The sequence below is a fragment of the Malaciobacter pacificus genome (assembly GCF_004214795.1).
Taxonomy (GTDB): domain Bacteria; phylum Campylobacterota; class Campylobacteria; order Campylobacterales; family Arcobacteraceae; genus Malaciobacter_A; species Malaciobacter_A pacificus.
Genome location: NZ_CP035928.1, coordinates 573,124 through 595,527 on the forward strand (window position 1 = coordinate 573,124; position 22,404 = coordinate 595,527).

The window sequence follows — 22,404 nt, forward strand, 5'->3', positions numbered from 1 at the left end:
AACTAGTTTTCCTCTAAACATATCCTTTACAAAAAATCTTTATAATTTTAAAAGATTAGTAAAGGACTCTTAAATGAAAATATTTAAAAAACCTTCATGGCAATTAAGTGAAAATGAAGTAACTCCAAAAGAATTATTTGAAAAAAGAAGAGATTTTATAAAACTTGGTGCGGCTAGTTTAGTAGCAAGTTCTGCATTAACTGAGCTTCTTGCAAAAGAGAATATCCCTACACCAACTCTAAACTATATAAAAGATACAAACCCTGATAATCTAAAACTAAACACTTTTGAGCAAATCACAAGTCATAATAACTTTTATGAATTTACCACAAATCAAAGTAGAGTAAAAGACTTAGCTCATACACTAGATACAGATAATTGGTTAATTACTATTGATGGAGAAGTTGAAAAACCTCTTGAGATATATTTTGAAGATTTAGTAAAGATGTTTGACTTAGAAGAGAGAATTTATAGATTTAGATGTGTTGAGGGTTGGTCTATGGTTGTTCCTTGGGTTGGATTTCCATTAAAAGAGTTAGTAAAAAAAGTAAAACCTCTTTCAAGTGCAAAGTATGTAAAGTTTGAGACTTTATATGACCCATTTAGTTTTCCAGACCAAAAAAGAGGAAAACTAGGAGTGATAGATTACCCTTATGTAGAGGGTCTTAGAATTGATGAAGCCATGAATGACTTGCCACTACTTGCTGTTGGTTTATATGGTGATTCTATGCCAAAACAAAATGGTGCTCCAATTAGACTTATTGTTCCTTGGAAATATGGTTTTAAATCTATTAAATCTGTAGTTAAAGTCTCTTTTGTAAAAGAAGAGCCTCTAAATACTTGGCAAAAAGAAAATCCAAGAGAGTATGGTTTTTATGCAAATGTAAATCCAAATGTTGATCATCCAAGATGGTCTCAAAAAAGAGAACGTGTTTTAGGAAGTTTTTTAAAGCAAAAGACTTTGATGTACAATGGATATGAAAAAGAAGTTGCACATTTATACAAGGGTATGGATTTAACAAAGTATATTTAGATGAAGATTTTAAATTTAGTTTTACTAACACCGCTTTTATATTTATTAGTTAGATTGTTTATATTTGAAGATGTAAATGACCCTATAAAATATATTTATACACTAACTGGTGTTAGTGCTACTGTGATTCTGTTTATATCTATTACTTTTTCAATTATAAAAGAGAAAATAAATCTTATCAAATATAGAAAAATAGTTGGCCTTTATGGATTTTTTTATGCACTACTTCATTTACTAAATTTTATTGGCTTTGATGCTCAGTTTGATGTGTTATTTATTTTTGAAGAGACAATTGATAAGCCATTTATTTATCTAGGAATGATTGCTTTTTTTATAGTTTTATTTATGGCTTTAACATCGAGTAAAATACTTTTTAGAAAATTTAATAAATTTCACAAACTAATTTACATAGCTTTGGTATTAATAATTATACATTGGCTTATGGCACAAAAAAGTTTAGAGTTCACAAGTTACCTATATTTGGCACTTTGTATAGTAGTTTTAATGCTAAGATTAAATAAACTTAGTATAAAAAGTAACCATTAACTTTTGATTAACTAAGTATTTAAAATACATTAATCATGAGCCGTTATAATTTTCTTATAGATAAGTTGACGCAGCGACTTATTTATATCTGTATTTTTAAGATAGAATTTCTTAAATAAATAATTTTTTTTATGTTTCCTTGTGTATTAAGGGTACCTTCCTCCAAGGGTACCCTTTTTTTTATTTCAATCAATTTTTATACTTTTATGCTAATATTCGCAAATGATAAATCTTTTTAAACAATCAACTAACTAATCACATGCCATTATCAAATCTAAATGAAGAACAACTAAGTGCAGCCACATGTCCTAGTGGATACAATCTTATTATCGCAAGTGCAGGAACAGGTAAGACTTCTACAATTGTAGGAAGAATTGCAAACTTAATCAATAGTGGTGTAAAACCAAATGAAATTTTATTATTAACTTTTACAAATAAAGCAGCTGCTGAAATGGTTCAACGGGTTGCTAAATTTTTTGGTAAAGATATAGCCAAACAAATTATGGCTGGAACTTTTCACTCTGTTTCATATAAATTATTAAAAGAGTTAAATGTAAATATCACATTAAAACAACCAAGTGAGTTGAAAACACTTTTTAGATCAGTATATGAAAAAAGAGTTTTTTATGAAAGACAAGAGGATGTAAATCCATATGATGGTGGATATTTATATGATATGTATTCACTTTTTTTAAACTCAAATGAGGGTGAAGATTTTGCTACTTGGATTAAGAATAAAAATCCAGATCATGAATTATATACTATGATTTATGAAGATGTAGTTGATGAGTTTAATCAATTAAAACTAAAATATGGATATGCAAATTTCGATGATTTATTAACTATTATGTTAACAACTTTGGAAGAAAAAGAGTTTGATTTTAAAGAGATATTAGTTGATGAGTACCAAGATACAAATCCTTTACAAGGTAGACTTTTAGATGCTTTTAAACCTAAATCACTATTTTGTGTAGGTGATTATGACCAAAGTATTTATGCTTTTAATGGTTCAGATATTGGAATTATTTCAACATTTGCTAAAAGATATAATGATGCTGAAGTTTTTACATTAAGAAAAAATTATCGTTCAACAAAACCAATATTAGATTTAGCTACAAAGGTAATTGAACATAATGAAAGAGTTTATGAAAAGAAACTTGAAGTTATTAGAACTGAGAGTGAATATAAACCTAAACTTTTAGCCTTTAATGAATTATTTAATCAATACCATTACATTTCAGAACTAATTTCAAAAAGCTCAACTCCCCATGAAGAAATAGCTATTATATATAGAAACAACTCAAGTGCAGATGGAATTGAAACAAACTTAAGAGAGTACAATATACCAGCTAAAAGAAAAGGTGGTATGAGTTTCTTTGATTCTGTAGAGATAAAATTTATTATTGATATTTTAGTTATGCAAATTTCCCACAATGATATGATGGCTTTTATTCACGTAATAGAGCATGGAAAAGGGATTGGAAAAGCAATAGCAAAAGATATTTTTGATGCTTTAATAAAATTAGGACAAGGTGATTTATTAGAAGGTTTATTTCATCCAGACCAAAATATTAAAAATCCCTATGAAACAGGAAGAATAAAGAATGTTCAATTAGGTCTATTTGATGATTTTATAGAATTAGGTTCTATTTCTAAATTCAAAGATTGTAATTTTGAAGAAGGTTTTTTGTCAAATCCTATATTAAAGCATCCAAAATTAAATGTTGATGGAGCTAAGTTTTTATACGATTTTTATCTTTTAATGAAACATTTAAGAAGAACAAAAAATCCATCAACACTTGTTAAAAGTATTACTTCATCTATGATTTACTCAAAAATTAAAGAGTTTTTATCTACAAAAAGAGCAACTCAAAAAGATGGAACAGTAAATCCTATGCAAAAAACAAAATCTTTAGCAAGATTAAATAGAAAAGTTCTACTTTTAATAAATCTTTCAAAAAATTTCAATGATTTATCCAAATTTATTAATTCAATGATTCTTGGTGGTGGGGAGATGAGTGAAGGTGAAGGAGTTAATCTTTTATCAATTCATGCTAGTAAAGGCCTAGAATTCAAGGAAGTTTACGTTATTGATTTAATGGATGGAAGATTTCCTAATAGAAAATTAATGAGTAAAGGTGGTAGCATAGAAGAAGAGAGAAGACTTTTTTATGTTGCAGTTACTAGAGCTAAAGATATACTATATTTGAGTTATGCAAAGTATGATAAAATCAAAAAACTTACCTTTGTAGCAAGTCCTTTTTTACATGAAGCAGGACTGATAAAAGAAGAAAAAGAAGAAGATTCTTTATAATTATTTTATAATTTTTTTCCAATAATAACTATTTTTGCTAATCTAATATAATTAAATAAGATATGAATTAAATAGCCTAAGTATAGCGTTTTATGAATCTTGACAAAAAAACTCTTCATTTACTTTTAAAAAAATAATTTTTTTAAAAGTAAAAAAAATAAGAATATATTAGAATATTTTTTAATCAAAAAAATCTCTTTAATTTTTATTGAAATGAATATATATTCACTAAAAAAGTCAACTTATAATTATCATAAATTAGTCTAATATGACTATTTTATGGGTGCTACGTGAATGCTATGAATCAATTGAGTATTTTCATTATTCCATAAGAAAAACTAATAAATTAAGTTTTATTTTAAGTTATTAGAACTATAATATATGTCGATAAAGATTTTTTATAAGTATTGTCAAATAATTTTAGGAGGTACTCACTTGAAAAAAATTAATATTTTCAATAAAGAGTCAAATAGTCCTTCTTTAGAAGCATCTTCAAGAAGAGAGTTTTTTAAGAAAACAGCTGTTTACTCTGCTGGAGCCTTAAGTGCTGCAAGTGTAATATCACCAGTTTCTGCGAAAGCTGATGATCCTGCAATCATGAATGAAGCACCTTGGGGACAAAAGTTAGGTGATCCTGTAGATAAGAATCTATATGGTATGCCATCACCTTATGAACACAATAACATTAGAAGAACACATCCAATTTTCTCTTCTGGAGATTATTATGCTTCTGTTGCTATGTGTCCAATTCACGAATCAGAAGGAATTATTACTCCTAATGGTTTATTCTTTGTAAGAGATCATGGTGGAACAGCTCATATTGATCCAAAAGAGTGGAGATTAATGATTCATGGTAAAGTTAAAAAAGAGATCGTTTTAACTTTAGAAGATTTACAAAGATATCCAAGTGAAACTAGAATTTACTTTATGGAATGTCCAGCTAATGGTGCTCCAGAATGGAGAGGACCACAGTTTAATAACTTACAATTTATGAAAGGTTTAATGAGTGCTGCAGCATGGACTGGTGTAATGCTTAAAACTATTTTAGAAGATGTAGGTCTAGATAAAGATGCTGTATGGATGTTAGCAGAAGGTAGTGATAATGCTTCAAATCCAAGAACAATTCCAGTTGAAAAAGCTTTAGATGATGTAATGGTTGTTTGGGCTCAAAATGGTGAAGCATTAAGAGCAGAGCAAGGTTATCCTGTAAGACTTATCGTTCCAGGATGGGAAGGTAACTTAAATACTAAATGGTTAAGAAGATTAGAGTTTAGTGATAAGCCATGGCACTCAAAAGAAGAAACTTCTAAATATACTATGTTACAAAAATCAGGAAAAGCGATTAGATATTTCTGGGTTAATGAAGTTAACTCTGTAATTACTTCTCCATGTCCTGAAAAACCATGGACACACTTGAAAAAAGGTGATATGGTTGAAATTGAAGGTATAGCATGGTCAGGACATGGAACTATCACTGGTGTTGATATTTCACTTGATGGTGGTAACAACTGGAAAAAAGCTAGCTTAAAAGGTTTAGTTTTACCTAAATCTTGGACTAGATTTAGTTATGTAATAAAATGGGATGGCAAGCCATTATTATTAGCTTCTAGAGCTACTGATGACTTTGGAAATATCCAACCTACAATTGATGAAGAGACATCTGCTGTTGGTGTTGAGTCAGTATATCACAGAAATGCTATTGTAACATGGGAAATTAATAAGAAAGGAGAATGTAACAATGTTCAAATTAGAAAACATAACAAAAAAGCTTAATTCTTCTATTCTTGCACTAGGAGCTTCAGCTTTATTAGCAAGTTCGTTATATGCTGCTAATGGTGTATCTGTTGATGGTGCTGTTAAATATCCAACAAAAGATGGTAAATATGGACCATACTATGTTCCTACAACTGATGGTAAAAATTTTAATAATGGAAGAGCTGCAACTAAAAATGAAATTGCAGTTTGGAATATTGATGTAAGACCTGATGGTGAAGGTTTACCAAAATATGATATGAAACATGGAAAACCAGTTATGGAAGATGGAGAGCCTAAAAAAGCTGAAGGTTCAGTTGAATGGGGTGAAGAGTTATATGATGCTCAATGTGCTATGTGTCATGGTGAGTATGGAATTGGTGGAAAAGGTTATCCAATGCTTGCTGGAGGAACTGTAGCGTCATTAAAGATTCAAAGACTTAATCCAGCCGATGAAAATCCTAATCCAGAAACTCCAATTAGAACAATTGGTTCTTATTGGCCATATGCAAGTACTGTATATTGGTATGTGCAAGATTCAATGCCATTTAATCATCCTAAGAGTTTAACTAATAGTGAGACTTATGCTATTACTGCATATTTATTATCTATTAATAATGTTAAATACGAAGGTGAAGAGATGGATTATGAATTCGTATTAGATAGAGAAAAAATGATGAAAATCAAAATGCCAAATGCAGATGGTTTCTATCCTGAAGTAGATACGAAAAATCCTCAAGATGGTATTGAAAATATGAGAAAACTTTTATCTGATCCAACGATTTATGGAAAAGGTACTAAGTGTATGACTAATTGTTTTGAAAAACAATATGGAAAAGGTACAACTGTTGATGATTTATTAATGAAAATTAAAATACCATTAGATGATGGAATTGTTCAACCAGTTTCTACTGAAAGAAGTTTACCTGAGAAAAAAGCTGAAGGTTCAGTTCATCCTGGTAAAGCAGGATATGAAGCTAAATGTTCTGCATGTCATGCAAATCAAGCAATTGGAGCACCAGTTCTTGGTGATAAAGATGCATGGGCAAAAGTGATGAACAAAGGGCTTGATGCTGTTTATAAAAATGCTTTAAATGGTATTAATGCAATGCCTCCAAAAGGTGGGCATATGGATACACCAGATGATGAAATCAAACAAATTGTTGATTACATGATTGAAGCAAGTAAATAAATAAAATTAAGGAGAGAGCATGATTTTAATTAAGAAAATACTAGCTGCGACTGCAGTTAGTGGTTTTATTGCTATTAATGGATTTGCATCAGATGCAGATTTAATTAAAGAGGGTGAGAAGATTTTTAATAGTAAAAATTTAGGTAACTGTCTTGCGTGTCACGGTGCAAATGGTAAAAACATTGATGGACCAGGAAGTATGGGACCTAATCTTCAATATTTATCAGCTTGGCCAGAACAAGCATTGTATGATAAAATTTATGACCCATATGTAACAAATCCAATTTCAGCAATGCCAGCATTTGGTAAAAATGGTTGGTTAAGTGATCAAGAAATTAAAGCAGTTGTAGCTTATATTAAAACAATAAATTAAATTAATAAAAAAGGAATTTAAAATGATGAATAGAAGAAATTTTTTAGGACTAGGATTAGGTGCATTAGCAGTTGCTGCTGCAGTTCCTTCACAATTAAGTGCTGTTAACTTTAGAGAGACTAAGCCAAAAGCTTGGACTGCAACAAAAGTTGATGAAGCTATAAAAGAGATTTTTGGTACAACAGATGCAACAGAGGGTGGAATTAATTTAAGTGCTCCAGATATTGCAGAAAATGGTGCGGTAATTCCTGTTTCATTTGATACAGAATTAAAAGCTTCAAAAATAGCTGTATTCCAAGATGCAAACCCAGAATCTGCAGTTGCTGTATTTACTATTCCAGAAGCTGGAATTATTGATTATGGTATTAGAATCAAAATGGCAAAAACAGGTACTGTTACAGTAGTTGCAGATGTAAATGGAAAATTACATAAAGTTTCTAAACTTGTAAAAGTAACAATCGGTGGTTGTGGTGGTTGATTTAGTTTCAACAAACCAATAAATACAACAAATAGAAAAATATAAAATAGAAAATTAAAAGGATTTTTAAAATGGCAAAAACAAGAATTAAAGCAAAATTAAAAAAAGGTGTTGTAACTGTTAAAGCTTTATCAAAGCACCCAATGTTAAGTTACCAAGAAGCAAAAAGAGCTAATAAAGAGACTAATTTTATTACTTATTATAAAGCAGAAGTAAATGGTAAAATTGTATTTGAAGCATCAACTTCTCAATTCTTATCAAAAGATCCTTACATGAAGTTTTTATTCAAAGGTGATGATGTAAAAAAAGGTGACACAATTACTATTACTTGGTCAGACCTTAAAGGTAAAACTGAAGTAAGTGACGCAAAAATCAAATAATTGCAATTAAATAGTAAATAACCTAAGGAGAGAGCATGTTATCAAAGTTAGTTAAATCTACAGCTTTAGTTGCAATTATAACTTGTGCTGCTAATGCTGGAGAGTATAATAAAGAACCAGAGAATGATAGAAAAGAGCTAGTAAAATATTTTGAGGCAAAGTTTGCTGATGCTGAAAAAAATAGATATGCTTTTTTCCCATATTCAACTGATGATGAGTTAAAAAACAATATTATGAAGGGTGTAAAATTTGAAGAGTTCTCAAAAGGAAACTACGCATTTTCTAAAAATGGTAGAGCCTCTTATGATGAAATCAAAGAATTCCCTCCAACTGAAGAGTTTGTAGAAAAAGGTGAAGCTTTATATGAAGAACCATTTGCAAATGGTAAGTCATTTAAAGATTGTTTCCCTGATCCAGAAATCGGTGGACAATATCCTTATTTTGATGAAAAAAGAAAAGATGTTGTATCTTTGACTCAAGCAATTAATGAGTGTTTAGAAACTAATGGTGAAAAGCCGTGGAATACTAAAAAAGGTAAAATGGCACATTTAGAAGCTTATTTTGCTTTTGCTACGGGTGAAGCTGAAAAGAAAGTTGATATTAAAGTTAATAGTGCAGATGCATTAGCAGCTTATCAAAGAGGTAAAGAGTATTACTATTCTCAAAGAGGATATTTAAAACTTTCTTGTGCAACTTGTCACGTTCAAGGTGCAGGTCAAAGGGTTAGAAATGAGTCTTTATCTCAGTTCTTAGGTCAAACTACTCACTTCCCTGTTTATAGATTAAAATGGGCAGCTGCAAGTGCAGATAATGATGGTTTAGGAACATTAGAAAGAAGAATGTCTGGATGTATTAAAGATCAAGGTCAAGTGCCACCAGGTGATACTTCAAAAACTATGAAAGAGTTGCTATACTTTATGGCTTATATGTCAAATGGAATGACTGTTGACGGTCCAGATATTAGAAAATAATAAAAGGTGAAGATTATGAAAAAATTATCAATTAAAATAGCTACATCTATTGCATTATTAACTACTGGATTAGTATCAGCTAACGCAGCAGAATATTCAAAAATTGATGTTGAAAAAGTTTGTAATGTTAAAGAGAATGGAATTTCAAAAGTTATTGAAACTGCAAAACAATATAATGAAATTGCTATAAAAGAGGGTTTAGAGTTTAGAAGACTTGGTGTTAATAACTCTGGATTAATTACTTCTGTTGAAGAAGCAATTAAAACAGGAGCTAAAGAAGTTAATCCAAAAGATTTTAAAGGTAAAGCTTCAAAAACTAAATTAGAAACAAATTTTGCAGCACACAGATCTTGTAAATTTGCTATAAGAGCATTACAACAAGCTGAGGAAGCAAAATCTACTTGGAGATTAGCAATCCCTGGAGATGGATATAAGTATAAATAATAAAATTATTTATACTTCAAAAGTCAAGGTTATCCTTGGCTTTTTTTTTACAAATTTTTAAGGAAAAACTATATGAAACTATTAAAAAAATTAGTTCTTACAGCAGCTATTACTACTTTATATTCTACTTCTTCTTTTGCTTCAGAAGGTAATGACAATTTTGTTGCCATATCTCCAGGTGTAAAATCAGTTGATATAACATTAAATGGTGAATCTTTTACTATTATGAGAAATCAATCAAAAGATAGCAAAATTTCATCACTTTATGATACAACTTTTAGAGGAACTCCTCAGCCAATTAGTTTAGGAGCTGGTATTGAAACTCTAGGTGAGATTGAATTTATAGAGTATATGAAAAAAGCTCAAAATGATAAATCAATAGCAATTATTGATTCAAGAAAGCCAGGTTGGTTTGCAAAATTAAGAATTCCAGGTGCAGTGAATGTGCCATTTACTAATTTCAATGAAAAAGACACAGCTATTGAAATGATGGAAGATGAAATGGGTGTGGTTGAAAAAGAAGATGGTACTTTAGATTTTTCAAATGCAAAAACTTTAGTGTTATATTGTAATGGATATTGGTGTGGTCAAACACCAGGTATGGTTAAAAATGCTGAATACGCACTTTTAAAAATGGGGTATCCAGCTGAAAAAATTAAGTACTACAGAGGTGGTATGCAAGCTTGGACTTCATTAGGTTTTACTGTTATTGGTGAAGCCTCTAAATAATTAAGGGAAATTTATAATGAGTAAATTAAGTAGAAGAGAATTTGTTTATATGATGGCAATGCTAGGAGCAGCGCCTGTATTTGCAAACTCTCATACAAGAATGGTAGAAACTTCTCAAAAATTAGAAGATTACTATAAATTAAAGCCATTTGGTAATGCAAGATTTTTACATATGACTGACTCTCATGCTCAGTTATTACCAGTATACTTTAGAGAACCAAGTGTTAATATTGGTTTACATGGTAACTTAGGTAAACCACCACATATTGTTGGTGAAAAGCTTTTAGATTACTATGGAATTAAAGGTAATAAAAGACTTGAATACGCATATTCATGTGTTGATTTTGAAAAGCATGCAAAAGTAATGGGAAGAACTGGTGGTTTTGCTCAAATTAAAACAGTTGTTGATTATTTAAGAGAATCTTTTGGTAAAGACAAAACTTTATTAATGGATGGTGGTGATACTTGGCAAGGTAGTGCAACTGCATTATATACAAGAGGTAAAGACATGGTTGGTGCTATGAACTTACTAGGTGTTGATGTTGCTGTTGGACACTGGGAGTTTACTTATAAAGCAGAAGAAGTTCTTGAAAACGTAAAAATGTTAGATGCAGAATTCTTAGCACAAAATGTTAAAGTAAAAGAAGATGCATTATTTGAGGAAACTGATGTTGCAATGGCAGCATATGATCAAGATTCTGGTCATGCATTTAAACCATATACTATTAAGAAAATGGGTAATGCAAGAGTTGCTATTATTGGTCAAGCATTCCCTTATACTACAATTGCAAATCCACAAAGATTTATTCCTGATTGGACATTTGGTATTAATGATGAAGGTATGCAAGAAATAGTTGATGAAGTAAGAGAAACTGAAAAACCTGATGCAGTTATTGTATTATCTCATAATGGTTATGATACAGATAAAAAAATGGCAGAAGTTGTTACTGGTATTGACTTTATTATGGGTGGACACACTCACGATGGTGTTCCAGAAGCATATCCAGTTAAAAATGCTGAAGGTACAACTTATGTATGTAATGCAGGTTCAAATGGTAAATTCTTAAATGTTCTTGATTTAGATATTCAAAATGGAAAGATCAAAGACTTTAAATTTACTCTATTACCAATTTTCTCTGATTTAATTCCAGAAGAAAAATCTATGAAGAAATATATCGAAGATGTAAGAGCTCCATTTATGAAAGAATTAACTAGAGAGATTGCAACAACTGATGTAACTTTATTTAGAAGAGGTAACTTTAATGGTTCTTGGGATCAAATCATTTGTGATGCATTATTAGAAGTAAAAGATGCAGAGATTTCATTATCTCCTGGATTTAGATGGGGAACATCTGTAATTCCTGGTCAAGCGATTACATTTGATGATTTAATGACTCAAACAGCTATGACATATCCAGAAACTTATGCTAGAGATATCTCTGGTAAAGATATTAAGCTAATCTTAGAAGATGTTGCAGATAACTTATTTAATGAAGATCCATTCTACCAACAAGGTGGAGATATGGTTAGAACAGGTGGAATCTCTTATAAAATTAATCCAAAAGCAAAAATGGGTGAAAGAATTTCAGATATTACTCTAACTAGAAATGGACAAAAAATTGATGCAAGTAAATCTTATAAAGTTGCAGGTTGGTCAACTGTTGGTGCTAAATCTCCAGGTGAACCAGTTTGGGAAACTGTTGAGACTTACTTAAAAAATGTAAAACACATTTCAAAATTAAATGTAGATACTCCAGATATCGTTGGAGTAAAAGGAAACCCTGGAATTGTTTAATTCCTAATTTAAAGTATAAAGTATTTACTTTATACTTTTTCCTTTTAGTAAGTTTTTCTTTAAAGATTTACTAATTTGAAAAAAAGGAAACTACCTTGTTTAAAAAACCACTTCTTATTATTTCAATGTTATGTTTCAATCTATTTGCAAGTAGTGAATATGAAGAGGGCAAAAAAGTTTTTGAAGCGAAATGTTCATCTTGTCACACATCATATGTATCTATAAATAAATTAAAAGAGAATTTTTTTGAAAAAAATAATAAGCTACTTAATTTAAAAGCTCCAACAGTTAATATGTTAGCATATGCTATTATGGATAGTTCAAAAAAAATTGGTGATCCAACTGACCCTGAGATGAGACAGATTGAGATTGAAGAGTTCTTAAAATCATATTTAGAAAAACCAGATATCTTTAACTCTATTTGTGATGAACATATATTAAAATTCTACGATGTTAAGCCTTCTATGAAAGGTGAATTAAGTGATGATGATTATATTAATTTATCATATTTTTTTATGGAGTATAAAGAGAATTTAGACATAAAACAAGAGATAGTTTTAGATAGTGATTTTGATGAAGATGAAATAATTTTAAATGCACAAAAAGATAATAAACTTATAATGGTTTATGCAACTTCACAAGATTGTTATTTTTGTAGAAAAATGGAGAAAAATGTTCTAAGTTATAATGATATTAAAAAACAGATTGACAAGAATTATATTTATATTAAAGTAGATGTTGAAAAAATGGGCTTACCATTTAATTTAGTTGAAAAATATAAAAAAATTACACCATCATTTTTCGTTTTAGATAGTGATGGAAAGTTTATTACACAATATCCTGGAAGTTGGACTAAGTCAGATTTTAAAGAGATTTTACAAGAGAATATAAAATAGATGACAAATATAGGAAAAGTAATACAGACATTTAGTGCTGATAAAAATAGTAGTGGTTTACCAAGACCAATAGTTAGTAGTTTAAATCTAATAGTTGACTATGGGATAGAAAATGATAAGTTTGCACTAAAAGATTTAGACCAAACAGTTATGATGGTAGGATTAAAATCATATGATATTGCAAAGCAAGAAGGCATTAATTTAGTTCACGGTGCACTTGGAGAGAATATTTTAGTTGATTTTGACCCACATGAGTATAAAATCGGTGATGTATTTTATATTGGAGATAGTGCAATTGAAATCACACAAATATGTACCGTTTGTAATCATCTAAGTGTTTTTGATAAAAAACTACCAAAGTTATTAAAATCCCATAGAGGTTTATATTGTAAAATATTAAATAGTGGTATTATCACTAAAGAAAAAGAAGTATTATTTAAGGAAGATAGATGAAAAAGTTTTTATTAGTTTTATTTTTAGGATTATTCAGTTTGGCAAATGCAGAGTTTTCAGAACCAAAGCCAAGTTTTGAAAATCCTAGAAAAGTTGTTTATTCTTTACATGTAGGAGATTTAGACACAGTTAGTCATACAATTGGTTCTATGTATAATATTTTAAAAGAGTATCCTGCTGAGAGTTTAAAGATAGTTGTTGTAGCTTATGGGAAAGGTGTAAGAGCCTTGAAAAAAGATTATGATGAAAGAACTTTAACAAGAATTAAATCTTTAATGGAATATGACGTGGAGTTTATTGTATGTAAAAATACAATAGAGACTATGAAATGGACTGAAGAGGATTTTATAGATGGTGTTGATTATACACAAGCTGGAATTGTTGAAGTAATAGAGAGACAAGTTGATGGATTTATAGGAATTACTGCTTATTAATATATGAAAAGCTTTAGCTTTTCATATATTTTATTCAAACTCCATTTTCTTAAAGACTCTAGCAACATTTCTAAGTGCTAGCTGTTTAAATGTATCTAGGTGGGCATATTCACTTTGATCTATCTTATAAGCATCTTCAAGTGTTCCATCATTATCTAAAACTTCTTCCACTTTTGTTCTTAAAAATTCTAAATAACCTTTTGTGTATTTTCTAACTTCAGTCATATTTGTAACATCACCGTGTCCTGGAATTACGATTTGAGCATTTAGTTCTTCTAATTTATCCCAAGCTTCAAGCCATAAAGCAGTATCAGTAATTTCAAATATTGGAAGCATTCTTTGATGAAAAGCTAAATCCCCAGCAAATAATATTTTCTCTTTTGGTAACCAAATAGCTATATCACTATATTCGTGGGCATATCCAAAATATTTTAATTCAACAGTTTTATTCCCTAAATCTATTTTATAGGTATCTTGAAAAGTTATATCAGGAATCACTACTTTTGTGCCAATCATTTTATCTTTTAGAACTTGTTTTTGTCTTTGGTAAATTTTTTCACCTTTTTTCTCAATTTCATCTTTTGCTAATTCATGAGAAATGATTTGAGCATTTTGTTCTTTCCAGTATGAACTTCCTAACATAGCATGACCTTGAGAGTTTTCTAAAACTACATATTTAACAGGTTTATTAGTAATTTTTTTTATCTCTTCATGAAAGTTTTTTGCAAGTAAATAGTTTGCTCCTGCATTCCAAACTAAAACTGACTCATCTCCAACAATAAAACCAAAATTATTGTTATGACCTGAGTTTTCATATGTTGAAGGTTGAGTTGCTCCAATTGATGTGTATACATCTTTTGATACTTCTTTTACTTTATTATATAAAATTGAATTAGTATCATAATCAAGTGATGAAATAGTTTGCTTAGCTTCGCTCCAGCCTTTATAACTATCTTGGTACCAAATAGCATTTTTGTATCCCATATCATTTAATCTTTTAGTTGCTAATAATGATATATTCCCATTAAAGCAGTAAACTACAACTTTTTTATCTTTAGAAATTTCATTTTCTACTAAATATTCAAGTTTGTCTCTTGATATATTTGTATACTTATTGGCTTTAATATATCCACCTTGTTTTACAATATCTTCTTTTATTCTTACATCCAAAACTACAGTGTTAGGTTTTTCATCCAATAATTTTATTAAGTCTTGTGTATTAATAGCTTTAACTTCTTTTTTTATTTTATCAATTGAGAAATTTTGTCCAAAAATTGATGTCATTAGAATTGCTATAAAAACGATGCTTCGTAACATTTTTACTCTCCTTTTAGTATTATAAATAATTATATTGAAAAATCACTTGTTTGAAACTTTTTAAAAGTGTATAATTATCTAATAATAAATTTTATTAAGGAGATATAAAATGTTTAAAAAGAGTTTATTAATGTCATTTTTATTTGGAGCGACACTTAGTTTAAGTGCTGCAAATATTTCAAATGATGAGTGTTCAAAAAAAGGTGATAATTTTATTTTTGCAGGAAATGAGTGCATTGAGTACAAAGCATATACAGGCGATACTGATGAGAGTTTAAATATTATTGTTCATGGTTCTTGGAAAGAGGGAACTAATATTTTAGGAAGATATGCTCCTTTTGCTGAAAGTATAGCTTTTCAAACTGATGTTACAACAGTAGCTGTGGCACTTCCTGGATATTCTGGAAGCTCAACTAATAATTTCCCTTCACTTTTAAATTCAAAAGGAATTGAGAATTTATCTTCAAATAAAGAGTATTTAGCTTTTGTAGAAGATTTAGTATCAAAAATAAAAGAGAAATATGAAGCAACAAATGTAACTTATATTGGTCATAGTGCTGGTTGTGCAATGGGTGCTACGCTTCTTGGTTTAAATAATGAATTAGTTTCAAATCTTTTATGTGCTGGTGGAAGTTTTAAAAAAGATAAAGATGGTTTAATTAAAGCAACTGATGTAATTGATAATATTTCTAAAGATGTAAAAATTGCATTAGTTTATGGAACAAAAGATGATATCTCAGAACCACAAAAAACAATAGATTTTTATAATTTAGCAAAAGAAAAAGGTTTAAATGTTGAACTTATAAAAGTTGAGGGGGCTGGACATCTAGATTTAGATATGACAGATCCTTCTGTTGCAGCAATTATAAAATTAAATGAAGAAGAGTAATTTACTCTCCTTCATAAAATTCTAACTCTCTAAAAGCATCAAATACGTTTCTACTATTTAATTGTTCATATAAAGGTTTATTTTTAAACTCATCCATTGTAACAATTTTTGTGATTTCATCTGCTCCAATGTCTTCTTCAATAGCTTCAATAACTCTTTGTTTTAAAAGTGTAAAGTATTCTACAAACTCTTTTGTTGCTGTTTTTGAAGTATCTGTTCCATGACCTGGAACTAACACATCCCATTTTTGATTATTGATGATTTCTAAGGCTTTTAAAGCACCAATTACAGAACCATCTCTATTTGATGTAACTCTTCCATTCATAACCATATCACCTGAGAATAATACTTTATCATCTGGCAAATAAACATATAAATCATCAGAAGTATGAGCCTTAACACCAATTGGTACAATCATGATTTTTTTAGAGCCAATATTTAATGTAGTAGCTTCTTTTATATCATTATCTATCTTTATAAACTTAGTTTTTAAAGCATTATCTCCTTGAAGAATTTTAACACCTCTTATTTCACTATTTTCGTTATATTCTTTATTAATTAAACTTGGTCCATAAAGTTTTGCATCAAATTTTTCTTTATAAAAACTATTACCTAGCCAGTGGTCATCATGACCATGAGTAATCAAAACATTTTTAACAGGTAAGTCTGCAATTTTTTTCATTTGTTCATAAGATTGTTTAGCAAACTCATAACTAGCACCTGTATCAACTAAAACAAAGCTATCAGAAGTTTTTATATAACAACTGTTTGACATAAAACCACCATTTTCTTTTTTAGGCATGTCTAATTCACCAAAAAAACACCAAACATCATTTGAAACTTTTGTGGGTTTTAAGTTATAATCAAATGCAAATGTGTAGATTGAAGTTAAAATCAGTGAACCTAATACTTTTTTTAACATATTTCTCCTTTTTATTATAATTTTTTATTATAATACAAAACTACTTTTATATAAGTAACAGTTTTAATCAATTATTAGGAAATATTTAATGGATAAAAAGAAACAAATTAAATTTAATATGAACAATTTTTTAATTTCAACTAGTGTAGCTTTAGATTTTATGCAATTTCATAGAATTGGTACATCTATGGGACATTCAAAAAGAGTTGCATATATAGCACTTAAACTTGGTGAAAAGTATAATTTAGATTCAAAAGATTTATCAGATTTATGCTCTTATGCATTAGCTTCAAATTTAGGATTAAGTGGATGTTTTAATGAAAAAAGTTTTTGTGAAATTGCAAATGAAAGTGTAAAAGATTTTGTATTCCAAAATGAGAAACAAGATATTTTGTTATATCAAAAAGAGTGTTTTGATGGCTCTGGTCCTTATGAATTAAAAGCTAATGATATACCACTTTTTTCTCAAATTATATTTTTAGCTAAAACTTTAGATGATAAGTTTGATTTAGGAACTAGAAATATTCAAAAAAGATTTGAAGCAGTTGAGTTTGTAAAAGAAAACATAAATACACTTTTTTGTGAAGATTTAGTTGATAAGTTTTTTGAGTGTGTAAATGATGTTTCATTTTGGGAAAATATGTATAATGAAGCTGATACATTAATGTTTATTTACTCTTCATTTGAAGATTATACTGCACCAGTTGATTTTGAAACAGTTGTAAAAATAGCAAGGGTATATCATCTTTTAGAGAACTTTAGTTCAAGATTTTTAGATGTGTGTGCTTTAGTTTGTGATTTTTATGAGTTTGACCATAAAGATAAAATGACTTTTTTAATAGCTGCAAGTTTTGCAAATATTGGAAAACTATCAATTGGTAGAAGAATTTTAGATAAAAAAGAGCCTTTAGATGTTTATGAAATTGAGATTATAAAAGCTTATCCATTTTATACAAATAAAATATTATCAAATATTATTGGATTTGCAGATATTACATCTTGGGCAATTAAAGTTCAAGAAAGACTTGATGGAAGTGGCTATATAAACTCACTTGATGCAAAAGAATTAGCTTTTAAAGATAGATTATTAGCTGTTTTATATGCATATAATGCCCTAAGAGAAAGAAGAGAGTATAGGGATTCCTATTCACATAAAGATGCAATTGAAGTTTTAAAATTTGAAGCTAGTGAAAATAAATTTGATGAAGTAATAATCAAAGATATTGAAGAGATTTTTAAAGAGAGTTAAAACTCTCTTTAAATTATGGTTTAACCACAGGTAAACCTAAGCTTAGCCAAGCTTGAATTCCACCTCTATACCATTTCATTTTTTCTTCTGGATAACCAATTTCTACTAAATATTTCATAGATTCAGGTGATTGACCACACCATGCTCCATTACAGAACATTAAAAGTTCTTTTGCTTCACTAAAATCATATTTACCATTTATTACTTTTACCCCAAGTTTTGCAATCGATTCTTCAAACTCTTCAGGGAATTGAGATTTTTTTAGATATCTATATGGAACATTTATAGCTCCTGGAATCGTTTCGTGGTAGAACCAATCTTCAGTTCTAGAGTCTATTAAAAGCATATTTTTATTTTCACTTGCTTTTTCTAAAAACTCCATTACTTCAACTTCTCCAACAGTTTCTACTTTTTCAGAGAATTTCATTTTTGAGATTTTTCCCATATATGTAACAAATGATCTTTTACAGTTTTCATTTACACTTTTTGCTGCTTGATTTTGCCCTCCATAAACAACTTCAGGGGCAAATTTCACACTTAAACACTCACTTGGTTTTACTCTTTTTACTAGTATACTTTTTTGTTCATCATCAGAGTTTGTGTATGAAACTTCAACTCCCTCTTTTTGGATATCAAATGCCAATAGTAAAGTAGAACTAAGTGCTAATCCTGTTAAAATATTTTTCATCATATCATTACTCCTTATATTTAAAAAATTAAAAATAGTTATATCAATTGTACACTATAAAATTATAAAAATAAAGCAAAAAAAGATAAAAATCATACTTAAGAAAAATGTGGGTATAATCGCGACTAATTAAAGAAAATTTATAGGAAATTTTAAATGAGCGAAAAATACGAACCATCAATTGTAGAAGATAAATTTTATAAAATATGGGAAGATAGAGGTTACTTTGAGGTAGATGGAAACAAATCTATCCAAGAAGAGGGTAAAAACTTCTCTATTATGATGCCACCGCCAAATGTAACTGGAAGTTTACATATTGGGCATGCTTTAACATTCACATTACAAGATATTATTACTAGATATAAAAGAATGGATGGGTTTAAAACTCTTTGGCAACCAGGAACTGACCATGCTGGTATTGCAACTCAAAACGTTGTTGAAAAACAATTATTAGCTGAAGGTACAACTAAAGAAGAGATTGGAAGAGAGAAGTTTTTAGAGCGAGCTTGGCTTCAAAAAGAAACTTCAGGTGGTAATATTGTTCACCAAATGAGAAAGTTAGGTGTAACACCTGCTTGGAAGCGTGAGCGATTTACAATGGATGAAGGTCTTAAAGAGGCTGTAAAAGAAGCCTTTGTAAGACTATATAATGATGGATTCATCACTCAAAATAACTACATGGTAAACTGGTGTACTCATGATGGTGCATTATCTGATATTGAAGTTGAACATGAAGAAGTAAATGGTAAGTTCTATCATATGAATTATCATTTTGCAGATGGCTCTGGACATGTTACAGTTGCAACAACTAGACCTGAAACTTATTTTGGGGATACAGCTATTATGGTTCACCCTGATGATGAAAGGTATACTTCAATTGTAGGTAAAGAAGTAGTTTTACCATTAACTAATAGAAAAATTAAAGTTATTACTGATTCTCACGTTGATATGGATTTTGGAACTGGTGTTGTTAAAGTTACTCCAGCTCATGACCAAAATGACTACGAAGTTGGGAAAAGACACGATTTAGAGTTTATTACTTGTTTTGATGACAAAGGTATTTTAAATGAGTATTGTGGAGAATTCGCAGGGTTAGAGAGACTAGAAGCTAGAGAACCAATAGTTAAAAAACTTCAAGAAGAAGGATTTATAGTAAAAATTGAAGAGCATACTCATCAAGTAGGTCATTGTTATAGATGTAAAAATATTGTTGAACCATTTATTTCTCAACAATGGTTTTTATCTGAAAAAGTTGCTCAAAGTTCAATTGAAAAAACAAAAGCACACAATAACTTCCACCCTCAACACTGGATTAATTCATATACAGCATGGATGGATGAGTTAAGACCTTGGTGTATCTCAAGACAGTTATGGTGGGGACATAGAATTCCTGTGTTTACTTGTGACTCTTGTAATCATCAATGGGCAGACCAAGCAGATGAACCAGAGAAGTGTCCAAAATGTGGTGAAAAACACTATACTCAAGACCCAGATGTACTTGATACTTGGTTTAGTTCAGCTCTTTGGGCTATGTCACCATTAGGTTGGGGAAATAATGGAAAATTACCTGAGTTATATGATTTTGAACAAGATATGAAAGACTTCTATCCAAACTCATTACTTATCACTGGATTTGATATTATGTTCTTCTGGGTAGCTAGAATGATGATGATGGGTGATCACTTCCAAGGCGAATTACCATTTAAAGATATTTATATGCATGCACTAGTTAGAGATGAACATGGGGCAAAAATGTCTAAATCAAAAGGAAATGTAATTGACCCTCTTGATATGGTAAATGAGCACTCTGCTGATATTATTAGATTTACATTAGCATATCTTGCAGTTCAAGGTAGAGATATTAAACTAGGGGCTAAAAACTTAGAGCAATTTAGAAACTTTACAAATAAAATCTACAATGCTTCTAATTTCTTAACATTAAATGTTGATACATTCCCTGATTTAAAAGATTTAGAGATTAAAACACCACTTGGAAAGTATATGCAATCAAGACTTTCAAGTGCAGTTGAAGAGGTAAGAGAAACTTTAGAGAGCTTTAAATTCAATGAAGCTGCTTCAACTTTATACAGATTTGTTTGGACAGAGTTTTGTGATTGGGGTATTGAGTACTCAAAAGCTAGTAAAGACTCTATTGTAGAACTTGGTGCAATTTTTAAAGAGACTTTAAAAATGGTATCTCCATTTATGCCATTTATTTCTGATTTCTTATATCATAAGTTATCTGGAACTTCATTAGAAGAGGGTGATGCTTCTTTAATGGTTTGTAACTTCCCTAAAGATGTTAAAAAAGATGAAGAAATAGAATCTATGTTTGCTATTATTGAAGAAGCAATTACTGCAATTAGAAGAGCAAAAGTTGTTATTGATATGGGTAATAGCAAAATTGCAAAAGCTTATGTAAAATTAGATAAATCAATTGATACAGCAGTTGCAAAACCATTTATTGAAAAACTTGCAAAAGTTGAAGATATTGAGTTTGTAGAAGCTAAAGTTGAAAATAGTATCACTGATGTATCTGATAACTTAGAGGTTTATTTACCAACTGGTGAAATTGATATGACGCCAATTATTTCTAAACTTACAAAACAAAAAGAGAAGTTAGAAAAAGAGATTAACAAACTAAACGGTATGTTATCAAATGAAAAATTCGTAGCAAATGCACCTGCAAATGTTATTGAAGAAAATAGGGCTGGATTAGCACAAGCAGTAGAAAAAATGGCTAAGGTAGAGAACGAACTTAAAGCTTTAGGAGCTTAAATTATGAAAGAATTAAAACAATTAAGAGTTTTACTTTTTATTGTTTTGATTTTTAGTTTTCAAGCTTGTGTATCAACATCAAGTATAAAAAGTATTGCCCAAACAAATTCTGCTTCACAAATAGAAGAGTATAAAAGCGAAGTTTTAAAACTTCTTTTAAAATATAAAGAGAAATTAGATTTAAGAAATCCATACTCATGCAATAAAGATCTAGCTTCAAATATTAATCATCAAATTAGGTCCAAACAAGATTATATAAATATCATTGAAAATGATAAAAAACTAAAAACTTATGAAGAGTATTTACACTACGCTTTTAGTGAAAATGAGATTAGAAATAGAAATGATTTTTTAATTTTAGGAATGTATAAACTTATCTATCAAGCTTTTGCTTATCAAAAAAATCATACTTTTGCTGCAAGTCAATATGATAAAAAATCAATGATTAAACTTTATGAAACACTTCAAGTTATAAGATGGAAAGTTAGAACAAATAAAGATAAAAACAATCAATATCTTTTTAAAACTTGGCAAAATAATTGGCAGCTAGAACTAGAAAATAGTGACCTAAATGATTTAAATATTATAAAACAGTTAAAATATATTAAAAACAATCAAGAGAGTATTTTTGATCATTCAAACTTCTCTTTTGAGATTTTAATTTCAAGTATGCTTGTAAATATAGAGCATATTTTAAGAAAAATAAATATTGAACCATATGAGATGGGAATCTCAGCAATAAAAAGTTTTGTGTTTATTCTATAAAAAGAT

At 29.3% G+C, this 22,404-nt stretch carries 22 protein-coding genes; 19 read left to right on the plus strand and 3 right to left on the minus strand.

Annotation, left to right across the window (positions count from 1 at the left end; translation table 11 throughout):
* The first annotated feature begins 73 nt into the window (after positions 1–73).
* The 15 genes from msrP (at position 74) to APAC_RS02995 (ending at position 13,790) form a co-directional block, all read left to right on the plus strand.
* Positions 74–1,033, plus strand: coding sequence for a protein-methionine-sulfoxide reductase catalytic subunit MsrP (gene msrP, locus APAC_RS02925; protein ID WP_130232689.1), 960 nt, complete (start codon positions 74–76; stop codon positions 1,031–1,033).
* A complete protein-coding gene (locus tag APAC_RS02930; protein ID WP_130232690.1) occupies positions 1,034–1,579 on the plus strand; it encodes a ferric reductase-like transmembrane domain-containing protein in 546 nt (181 codons plus the stop codon).
* A 259-nt stretch (positions 1,580–1,838) separates the two neighbouring features.
* Positions 1,839–3,893, plus strand: a complete 2,055-nt coding sequence (locus APAC_RS02935) for an ATP-dependent helicase (RefSeq protein WP_130232691.1) — start codon at positions 1,839–1,841, stop codon at positions 3,891–3,893.
* A 435-nt stretch (positions 3,894–4,328) separates the two neighbouring features.
* Positions 4,329–5,666, plus strand: coding sequence for a sulfite dehydrogenase (gene soxC / locus APAC_RS02940; RefSeq protein ID WP_130232692.1), 1,338 nt, complete (start codon positions 4,329–4,331; stop codon positions 5,664–5,666).
* Positions 5,632–6,837 carry a c-type cytochrome gene (locus tag APAC_RS02945; protein ID WP_130232693.1) on the plus strand — a complete coding sequence of 402 codons (1,206 nt, stop codon included), beginning with the start codon at positions 5,632–5,634 and terminating at the stop codon, positions 6,835–6,837. Before soxC ends, APAC_RS02945 begins: the two co-directional genes overlap by 35 nt.
* Positions 6,838–6,856: 19 nt before the next feature.
* Positions 6,857–7,210, plus strand: a complete 354-nt coding sequence (gene soxX, locus APAC_RS02950) for a sulfur oxidation c-type cytochrome SoxX (RefSeq protein ID WP_130232694.1) — start codon at positions 6,857–6,859, stop codon at positions 7,208–7,210.
* A 25-nt stretch (positions 7,211–7,235) separates the two neighbouring features.
* On the plus strand, positions 7,236–7,688 hold the full coding sequence (soxY, locus tag APAC_RS02955; protein ID WP_228255938.1) for a thiosulfate oxidation carrier protein SoxY: 453 nt from the start codon (positions 7,236–7,238) through the stop codon (positions 7,686–7,688).
* A 71-nt stretch (positions 7,689–7,759) separates the two neighbouring features.
* Complete coding sequence (gene soxZ / locus APAC_RS02960; protein WP_130232696.1) at positions 7,760–8,068, plus strand: thiosulfate oxidation carrier complex protein SoxZ; 309 nt, start codon at positions 7,760–7,762, stop codon at positions 8,066–8,068.
* Positions 8,069–8,103: 35 nt separating this feature from the next.
* On the plus strand, positions 8,104–9,039 hold the full coding sequence (gene soxA, locus APAC_RS02965; protein ID WP_130232697.1) for a sulfur oxidation c-type cytochrome SoxA: 936 nt from the start codon (positions 8,104–8,106) through the stop codon (positions 9,037–9,039).
* A gap of 15 nt (positions 9,040–9,054) precedes the next feature.
* Complete coding sequence (locus tag APAC_RS02970; protein ID WP_130232698.1) at positions 9,055–9,483, plus strand: hypothetical protein; 429 nt, start codon at positions 9,055–9,057, stop codon at positions 9,481–9,483.
* A 72-nt stretch (positions 9,484–9,555) separates the two neighbouring features.
* Positions 9,556–10,212: a rhodanese-like domain-containing protein gene (locus APAC_RS02975; protein WP_130232699.1), complete on the plus strand. Its 657-nt coding sequence runs from the start codon at positions 9,556–9,558 to the stop codon at positions 10,210–10,212.
* A gap of 16 nt (positions 10,213–10,228) precedes the next feature.
* The gene (gene soxB, locus APAC_RS02980) at positions 10,229–12,007 is read left to right on the plus strand and encodes a thiosulfohydrolase SoxB (protein WP_130232700.1); all 1,779 of its coding nucleotides are present in this window, start codon (positions 10,229–10,231) and stop codon (positions 12,005–12,007) included.
* A gap of 95 nt (positions 12,008–12,102) precedes the next feature.
* Complete coding sequence (locus APAC_RS02985; RefSeq protein ID WP_170170096.1) at positions 12,103–12,903, plus strand: thioredoxin family protein; 801 nt, start codon at positions 12,103–12,105, stop codon at positions 12,901–12,903.
* The gene (locus APAC_RS02990; protein WP_130232701.1) at positions 12,904–13,356 is read left to right on the plus strand and encodes an MOSC domain-containing protein; all 453 of its coding nucleotides are present in this window, start codon (positions 12,904–12,906) and stop codon (positions 13,354–13,356) included.
* The gene (locus tag APAC_RS02995) at positions 13,353–13,790 is read left to right on the plus strand and encodes a DsrE family protein (RefSeq protein ID WP_130232702.1); all 438 of its coding nucleotides are present in this window, start codon (positions 13,353–13,355) and stop codon (positions 13,788–13,790) included. Before APAC_RS02990 ends, APAC_RS02995 begins: the two co-directional genes overlap by 4 nt.
* Positions 13,791–13,820: 30 nt before the next feature.
* On the opposite strand, the gene APAC_RS03000 is transcribed toward APAC_RS02995, so the two are convergent.
* Positions 13,821–15,107, minus strand: a complete 1,287-nt coding sequence (locus APAC_RS03000) for an MBL fold metallo-hydrolase (RefSeq protein ID WP_130232703.1) — start codon at positions 15,105–15,107, stop codon at positions 13,821–13,823.
* Positions 15,108–15,216: 109 nt separating this feature from the next.
* On the opposite strand from APAC_RS03000, the gene APAC_RS03005 reads away from it, so the two are divergent.
* Positions 15,217–15,996: an alpha/beta hydrolase gene (locus APAC_RS03005; protein WP_130232704.1), complete on the plus strand. Its 780-nt coding sequence runs from the start codon at positions 15,217–15,219 to the stop codon at positions 15,994–15,996.
* A 1-nt stretch (position 15,997) separates the two neighbouring features.
* Here APAC_RS03005 and APAC_RS03010 read toward each other — a convergent pair whose 3' ends face one another.
* Positions 15,998–16,918, minus strand: a complete 921-nt coding sequence (locus tag APAC_RS03010) for an MBL fold metallo-hydrolase (RefSeq protein WP_130232705.1) — start codon at positions 16,916–16,918, stop codon at positions 15,998–16,000.
* An 88-nt stretch (positions 16,919–17,006) separates the two neighbouring features.
* Between APAC_RS03010 and APAC_RS03015 the strand changes: the two genes are divergently transcribed.
* Positions 17,007–18,167, plus strand: coding sequence for an HD-GYP domain-containing protein (locus APAC_RS03015; RefSeq protein ID WP_130232706.1), 1,161 nt, complete (start codon positions 17,007–17,009; stop codon positions 18,165–18,167).
* Between the two features lie 13 nt (positions 18,168–18,180).
* Here the strand turns inward: APAC_RS03015 and APAC_RS03020 are convergent, their stop codons facing one another.
* Positions 18,181–18,858, minus strand: a complete 678-nt coding sequence (locus APAC_RS03020) for a rhodanese-like domain-containing protein (protein WP_130232707.1) — start codon at positions 18,856–18,858, stop codon at positions 18,181–18,183.
* A gap of 153 nt (positions 18,859–19,011) precedes the next feature.
* On the opposite strand from APAC_RS03020, the gene APAC_RS03025 reads away from it, so the two are divergent.
* Both APAC_RS03025 and APAC_RS03030 read left to right on the plus strand, forming a co-directional pair.
* Positions 19,012–21,633 carry a valine--tRNA ligase gene (locus APAC_RS03025; RefSeq protein ID WP_130232708.1) on the plus strand — a complete coding sequence of 874 codons (2,622 nt, stop codon included), beginning with the start codon at positions 19,012–19,014 and terminating at the stop codon, positions 21,631–21,633.
* Between the two features lie 3 nt (positions 21,634–21,636).
* A complete protein-coding gene (locus APAC_RS03030) occupies positions 21,637–22,398 on the plus strand; it encodes a hypothetical protein (protein WP_130232709.1) in 762 nt (253 codons plus the stop codon).
* Positions 22,399–22,404: the final 6 nt, after the last annotated feature.